The 6,524-nt window shown below is 34.1% G+C and carries 7 protein-coding genes; all 7 read right to left on the bottom strand.

The window, feature by feature from the left end:
* Positions 1-267: 267 nt before the first annotated feature.
* Positions 268-804 (bottom strand): hypothetical protein, encoded by a 537-nt coding sequence (locus CLV96_RS19690; RefSeq protein ID WP_004787790.1) that lies wholly within the window; start codon positions 802-804, stop codon positions 268-270.
* Between the two features lie 321 nt (positions 805-1,125).
* Entirely contained in the window at positions 1,126-1,785 is a 660-nt protein-coding gene (locus tag CLV96_RS19685; RefSeq protein WP_051012806.1) for a hypothetical protein, read from the bottom strand.
* Positions 1,786-1,993: 208 nt separating this feature from the next.
* Complete coding sequence (locus tag CLV96_RS19910) at positions 1,994-2,398, bottom strand: hypothetical protein (protein ID WP_040917403.1); 405 nt, start codon at positions 2,396-2,398, stop codon at positions 1,994-1,996.
* 1,132 nt (positions 2,399-3,530) lie between these two features.
* The gene (locus CLV96_RS19680) at positions 3,531-3,956 is read right to left on the bottom strand and encodes a type II toxin-antitoxin system VapC family toxin (RefSeq protein WP_004787796.1); all 426 of its coding nucleotides are present in this window, start codon (positions 3,954-3,956) and stop codon (positions 3,531-3,533) included.
* On the bottom strand, positions 3,953-4,198 hold the full coding sequence (locus CLV96_RS19675) for a ribbon-helix-helix domain-containing protein (RefSeq protein ID WP_004787792.1): 246 nt from the start codon (positions 4,196-4,198) through the stop codon (positions 3,953-3,955). The genes CLV96_RS19680 and CLV96_RS19675 overlap by 4 nt, the downstream gene beginning before the upstream one ends.
* 694 nt (positions 4,199-4,892) lie before the next feature.
* Positions 4,893-5,444 carry a hypothetical protein gene (locus CLV96_RS19670; protein ID WP_004787797.1) on the bottom strand — a complete coding sequence of 184 codons (552 nt, stop codon included), beginning with the start codon at positions 5,442-5,444 and terminating at the stop codon, positions 4,893-4,895.
* A 189-nt stretch (positions 5,445-5,633) separates the two neighbouring features.
* The gene (locus CLV96_RS19665; protein WP_004787795.1) at positions 5,634-6,308 is read right to left on the bottom strand and encodes a DUF2087 domain-containing protein; all 675 of its coding nucleotides are present in this window, start codon (positions 6,306-6,308) and stop codon (positions 5,634-5,636) included.
* Between the last annotated feature and the right edge of the window lie 216 nt (positions 6,309-6,524).

Genomic DNA, 6,524 nt, shown 5'->3' with positions numbered 1-6,524 from the left:
AGGCAGTAGTTCGTCTTTTATCATTTTATTAAATATTTTATCCATGAGTTATAGCAAATATTAGGTTAGCAAAATTTCGTATAACGAACTAGACTAACCGACGTAGGCTGACCCTGAGTCCCCGGAGGGGACGTTAGGGCTGGAACGACGCTTGCATAAGCAAGAGGAGTGCCAGAAGCCTATGTGTCGGAGACCGAACGAGGGCGCGAGTCCCGAAGTGAAGCGGTTAGTTGCTGTTATACGCAGATTGCAATTTGTAAAGTTTCATTAGTAAATTTTCCAGATTAGACAACTACAATTTTCTTCATAAGAAAATGGGAAATTTATATAGTCTTTTTCAAAACTCATAGATCCTTTTTTGTGTTCAAAAGATATTTTTGAAATATATTCAGGTAAGGGATGCATGTAATTGTGACCTTCAAATAGAATAATTGCTGTATATTCCTCAACTATCAAAACAATTTTATTATTTTTAAAATCATATCTAATTTCGTTTTCTGTTAGAAATTTGCTATTACCTGAATAATTTTTTTTGAGAACATTCCGTGCGGGCACGCTTTTCCATTTTTTGATGAAATTTTTTATTTTATATTTTTCATCTTCTTCCGTTTGAAAATCAATATCTTTTGTTGAATCATTTTCACTTAAAAAATTTTTATTGAGATTCTTTTTCAAATAAAAATGTATTTCAATTTTTTCACCTGAATAATTGGAAATTGCTACAAATGTAGGGATACTACAAGAAAAACTATGTAATGCTAAAAAAATTAATAGAAAATTTCGGTAGTTTATTCTTTCTTTCATTAAATATTTATAAAGTTTAAATTAAATATTACCTAGTGCCTATTTTTGATATATAAATTAATTTATGTTCGTTTTAGAAGATGTATATTTTGATTTTTTCTTTCAGGCTTAATATTTCAAAGTTTTGCAATTTGCGTATAACGAACTAGACTTAACGACGTTTCCCGACCCTGAGTCCCGGGAGGGACGTTAGGGACTGGAACGACGCTTGCGAAGGCAAGAGGAGTGCCAGAGGGAAATGTGTCGCAGACCGAGCGAGGGCTGGTCCCGAGGCGAAGCGTTAAGTTGCTGTTATGCGACGTTTTTTATTAATAATATAAATTACTTAGCTGAAAATTCAATTTCTTCATTTTTGTAAAATAGGAAATTGTTATCGAATTCATACGAAAAGCCAGTTAAATAATTTCTCGGAGTAACAATTTCAAGTGAATTTGATTTATTTTGAGCATTTTTACTAAAAGAAACTATATTTCTAATGCACATAATAAAGTCATTTCCTGTTTTGTAGATAAGCTTTTGGTAAGGATATTTTTCGTTAACATAATAAGGCAAAATTTTCTTTAAATAATTTCCTCTCGAATAATATGAATAAGGATAAAAGTAAGAAACAACGGAAATTGCTTCAAAATTATTTAAAGAGAATTTATAATTAAGAATATCATCTAGGATGTTAATATTCTTTTCTTTATCGTAACAAATTTCATATAAAATATTAATATTATTTTGATCAAATTGAACGGCGCTTATGGAATCATTTTTATTAAAAGTAGCGTTGTTTGGATCGTTTAAGATCAATTTTAAATTTTCAAATTCAAGATAGAAAGCCGTTTGATCATAATAAGCAGATCCATAAAAAGCCGATTCTTGAAATCTATTACTAGAGATTTTTGTTAATTTGTAATTTGAGTTTAAGCCTGGTGAAATTATGGTCAAAGCACAATTAAATAAGTTAAGAATTACTATTAAAGGTATTTTTTTCATTTCTATTTTTAAAAAATGTCGCATAACGAACTAGGGGAGACGACGTTCCTCGTAGCTGAGCCTCGCAGAGGCGTTAGCGTCGGCGCGTCTTCTTGCAGCGCGAGAAGCGTGACGGAGAGGAATGTGGCGCAGCCCAAGCGAGGCCGTGTGCCGAAGCGAAGCGTTTCCCCGCTGTTATGCGTAGGTCGTTATGAAACCTATAGATATTTTAGGCATTTATATTACTTCGCTTAAATTTAGTTCTAATATTTGAAATAATTAAAATTGCCAGATCAGACAAGAAAGATAGAATAATCGGTTTTATAAAAGGATAAGAAGTTAATCCAATTATTATATGAATTGGAATTCCAGAAATGAAGTATTTTTTTACAAATATAATTGGTAAGCTTGGTTCTTTGTTATAAAGAACTTTCAATTTGAATAATATAGGTATTATTTGAAAAGTTATACACAGAAAAATGTATAGAACAAATATTCCTATGGATGCAAAATAACCAGCACCATTATCTGCAACAGGAATCGTGTATGAAACCGTTATTGCTCTAATGATAATAGAAAATATTGTGATTTGTAAAATGTATTTATCTGAACCTATTTCAAAACATTTAATCATAATATTTTGTATAATCTTGCAATTCCGAAGTAAATCTAATTGAGATATTTTTTTTTCTTAAAACCAAGGTAAATAGATCATCCGATTTGTTTTACTTTTTTAATCAATTTAAGTCTGTTTTTTTAAGAATTTCCAACTTTTATTTTTTATGGATTATTTTAACGACTTACGCATAACGAACTAGTGTAAACGACGTTCCCCGGCCCTGAGTCCCTGTAAGGGACGTTAGGGACTGGAACGACGCTTGCGTAGGCAAGAGGAGTGCCAGAGGGGAATGTGTCGTAGACCAAGCGAGACCGTAAGTGTCGAAGCGCAGTGTTTACACGTTGTTAATTGCAGTTGGTTACCTATTGTAAAAGATAATGGAGCGAAGAGTATAGATTCAGCGCGCAAATTTTCGCTCTTAATTCTTTTTCTCTTTCTCTTAGATTTCTTATATTTTCTTATAATTAAAATAACACAGCGTAATCTTTAATAAAGCGTAAATGGAATGCCACAGCCACACGAACGGAACCGACAATATTCATCTTAAAATCTCTTAAGAAAATTTGCGCGCTGATTTTTTAGAGTAGAGGTTTAACCAATTGCAATTAACGAACTAGACTTAACGACGTTCCTCGACCCTGAGTCCCTGGAAGGGACGTTAGGGACTGGAACGAAGCTTGCGGAGGCAAGAGGAGTTCCAGAGAGGAATGTGTCGAAGACCGAACGAGGGCTTGTCCCGAAGTGAAGCGTTAAGTCGCTGTTAATTGCAGTTAGTTATTATAGAATGAAAGTGTGGTCGAAAGGAATATCCAATCGAGCGCAAATTTCTCTTAAATCTTAAAAAGCGTAAATAAACAAACTGCACATTCGTGGAGAGAAAGACTTGAATTGTTTTCTTCCAAAGCGTAAATCGACAACACCCTCATAAAAAAATTTGCGCGATTTCTTCTGTAAATCAACTAATTGCAATTAACGAATTAGGGGAGACGACGTTGTCCGTAGCTGAGCCTGCGGAGCAGGCGTTAGCGTCGGCGCGTCTTCTTGCAGCGCGAGAAGCGTGACGGAGGACAATGTGTCGGAGACCGAGCAAGGGCGTAAGTCCCGCAGCGAAGCGTTTCCCCGCTGTTATACGAAGTTTGTGCTTTAATTAGTCTTTTATCATGTTTTCGTTGATGATTTTTAAAGACATTCCTTTTCTTGATTTATAAAATCGGAAATCACTATCTAAAGTGAAGATATTCTGTATTTCATAAGCTTCTGAAATAGTCATAAGTGACGCATCAGCAAAATCCATTGGTCGATCAGCATATTTGTCCATAAAAAACAGAATTGAGCCAAATTGGTCATTATCCTGATTTAAAATTGAAATTGCATTGTTATCAATCCATTCAATAAAGGCTTTTTGTATTCTTTTGTTGTCAGATAATAAGTAAGATACTTCAGTGACTACCGCAAGAGAAGTAAATAATCTTCCTTTAAAGTTTTTAAGAAAGGATCTACATTGTAGGCAATAGTTATCAGATTCGTCGAAGAATGCAACTATAGGTCCAGTATCAATAATTGCTTTAATCATTTACGTTTTTTGTTTAAAGCCTCTTTTATATACTTTTGATGGTTAATGGATTTATCTGAGATGCCGCTTTTATATAGGCCAAAATATTTTTCACCTAATTCATAGGCAGAAGGTTGCTTTGCAAAATTATCAATGTAGTAAACTAAAGATTCTTTAATTACTTCTGATTTACTTTTGTTTTCAATTTTAGCAACTTCTGAAAGTTTTTTTTCCAGTTCTTCTGGTAATCTTAAGCTAATCATATTGAGCCTGTATCACGAGTGTATTACAATTTCTATGATTTGTCAATAGTTTCTTTTCAGCATTTTTAATTTTAGAGATTAAATTTGCACAAATTTCGTATAACGAACTAGTGTAAACGACGTTCCCCGGCCCTGAGTCCCTGTAAGGGACGTTAGGGACTGGAACGACGCTTGCGTAGGCAAGAGGAGTGCCAGAGGGGAATGTGTCGTAGACCAAGCGAGACCGTAAGTGTCGAAGCGCAGTGTTTACACGTTGTTAATTGCAGTTGGTTACCTATAGTAAAAGATAATGGTTCGAAGAGTATAGATGCAGCGCGTAAATTTTCGCTCTTAATTTTCTTTTTCTTTCTCTTAGATTTCTTATATTTTCTTATATTTAAAATAACACAGCGTAATCTTTATTAATGCTTAATTGAAATGAGACAGCCACACGAACAGAACCGACGATATTTATCTTAAAAACTCTTAAGAAAATTTGCGCGCTGATTTTTTCTTTAAGATTTAACCAATTGCAATTAACGAACTAGGCTTACTGAAGTTGTCCGACCCTGAGTCCCGGAAACGGGACGTTAGGGACTGGCACGTAGTTTGCGGATGCAAACGAGTGACAGGAGGACAATTTGGCGCAGCCCGAGCGAGGGCAGAGTCCCGAAGCGAAGCAGTAAGCCGCTGTTATGCGTAGTTGCGAGGTTTTCTAATTATTAGGGAAGTAAAGAATTCTAAATTCTTCAATATCTTCTTCTGGTTGAGCGGAGCTAGTTTCATAAATTTTGCCAGTAAATTTATTTAGAATTAAAGGTCCACCTCCGAAAAGTAAGTCATCTAATTTTTCAGATTTTAAGAACTTTTCGTTGGAATAATTGCATATATAAAAATGCTTTATATTCGTAATACTAACTATTAGATATTGATCATCTTCTAAATGCATTGAAATTTCGGCTAAATATATTTTGAAGGCTAATTGTGCATCCGAATCATCTTTAATAATTGGATTTTCTAATATTGTAGGACTTCTATCATCTATACTTAGATTCAAATTTGAGTTTATTTTAATTAATTCAACGCATAAATTTTCTTCAAATCTATTAACCAAAAGTTTCGGCTTGTATGGATAGAGGATACTTTTAAGTTGATTAACTTCAAAATTTGCGAAATAGTCATTGTTTTCTTTTATAAAATTGATTTCCAATTCTGTTGCTATGTTTTCTTTGAAAGTAAGATATAAATTGTAAGTAATTTTTTTCATTTGTTATTTTTTGAATTTGATTAAGCAATTACGCATAACGAACTAGACTTACCGAAGTTCCCCGACCCTGAGTCCCGGACGGGACGTTAGGGACTGGCATGTAGCTTGCGAACGCAAGGCGAATGCCAGAAGGGGAATTTGCCGGAGGCCGAGCGAGGGCTTGTCCCGAAGCGAAGCAGTAAGTCGCTGTTATACGAAGTGGCGATAGTAAATACTTCCATCTTTTGAACGATATAAATAATTCAGGTCTATTAAATTTCGTCTTAATAGCGCAAAATCGTTATAGTAAAATGAAAGATATTCGTTAATTTCTTTTTCTGAGTATTTTTTATTCGGTTCTAAACCTAAAGAAAGAAACCGTAAAATTAAATTTCTAAGCTTGGTTTGCCTAGGCCATATTAATTTATTTTTGTCTTTGGTAAAAAGTTTTTTAATTGGAATATAAGCTTTAATAAGTGCTAAATTTTGAGAATTTAGATAGATATTTTCAGTTTGAGTACATGCGAGAAATAAACTATACTCGTCATCATTAAAAACTCTTCCTGATTCTGATATAAATTGGATACTTGAGTTTTTGTTAGAGTAATTTATTCTGATATTTTTCAGGATCATTGTTTTTTCTATGAGAACTGTTTTCCTATTAGAAATTACTACAAATTTATATATATCGTTAACATCGTTGTATTCCGTTTCAATAAAGTTACGCAATTCTGCAGCTATGCAAATTGAGAAGAAGTTGTTTAGATTTTCATTAAGTAATTCTGGAACTTTTCCATATTTTCTTACAATTGCTAAATAGGAATCTTTAATTAAATTTAAGTTTTCAGTAAGATCTATTTTTTCTAAAGGTTCTTTATTTTTCATTCTATGATTTTAGATAATCAGATTTAGTTTATCGCCATTTCGTATAACGAACTAGGGGAGACGACGTTGTCCGTAGCCGAGCCTACGAAGTAGGTGTTGGCGTCGGCGCGCCTTCTTGCGTAGCGAGAAGCGTGACGGAGGACTATGTGTCGCAGACCGAGCAAGGCCGTAAGTGCCGCAGCGAAGCGTTTCCCCGCTGTTATACGCTGTGGGTAA

The sequence above is a fragment of the Leptospira meyeri genome (genome assembly GCF_004368965.1).
Taxonomy (GTDB): domain Bacteria; phylum Spirochaetota; class Leptospiria; order Leptospirales; family Leptospiraceae; genus Leptospira_A; species Leptospira_A meyeri.
Note: the sequence above shows the minus strand (reverse complement) of the source record. Positions and strands in the feature narration are given on the sequence as shown.